The sequence below is a fragment of the Myxococcus sp. AM009 genome (assembly GCF_013372605.1).
In the GTDB taxonomy this organism is placed as follows: Bacteria; Myxococcota; Myxococcia; order Myxococcales; family Myxococcaceae; genus Myxococcus; species Myxococcus vastator.
Window position 1 is genome coordinate 1 of the sequence record NZ_JABXEP010000435.1, and the last position, 451, is coordinate 451.

The following is a 451-nucleotide window of genomic DNA, read 5'->3' on the forward strand; positions in this document are numbered from 1 at the left end:
TTACTTGCCCTAATCTCTTGTTTCACGCCCGCCTCCCGGCGGTTTGTCGAAACTCGAAACCAAGGCCCAGACTCCTGCTCTTCGCAGCAAGCCTGGAAGACTTCTTCTTTACCTACGCTTGATTAAAAGCACCTGACTGCTTCCCTCACCTTCGCCTCACGGCGTCGGCGGGTACTCTCGTCAGGGCTTCTGCGAGAACTTCTCTCAGCAGAAATTGAACTTACCCTTCGTATGCACTTGTCAAAGAACGCTTCCTGGACTTCAGGAAACCTGTGTGGAGCTGATGGGTTCGCGCGCGTCACCGCTTTCCTCCCCGCTTGAGGAGGAAATGGTGGGCCTAGGTGGACTTGAACCACCGACCTCGCGCTTATCAGGCGCGCGCTCTAGCCAGCTGAGCTATAGGCCCAGGGGGCTACCGCGTCGGCAAACCCTACAGCGTCCTTCATTCTCA

1 tRNA gene is annotated in these 451 nt (G+C 56.5%); it reads right to left on the bottom strand.

Going from position 1 to position 451, the window contains the following annotated elements:
- Nucleotides 1-329: 329 nt before the first annotated feature.
- Nucleotides 330-406: transfer RNA gene (locus HV824_RS36255), tRNA-Ile, on the bottom strand.
- Between the last annotated feature and the right edge of the window lie 45 nt (nucleotides 407-451).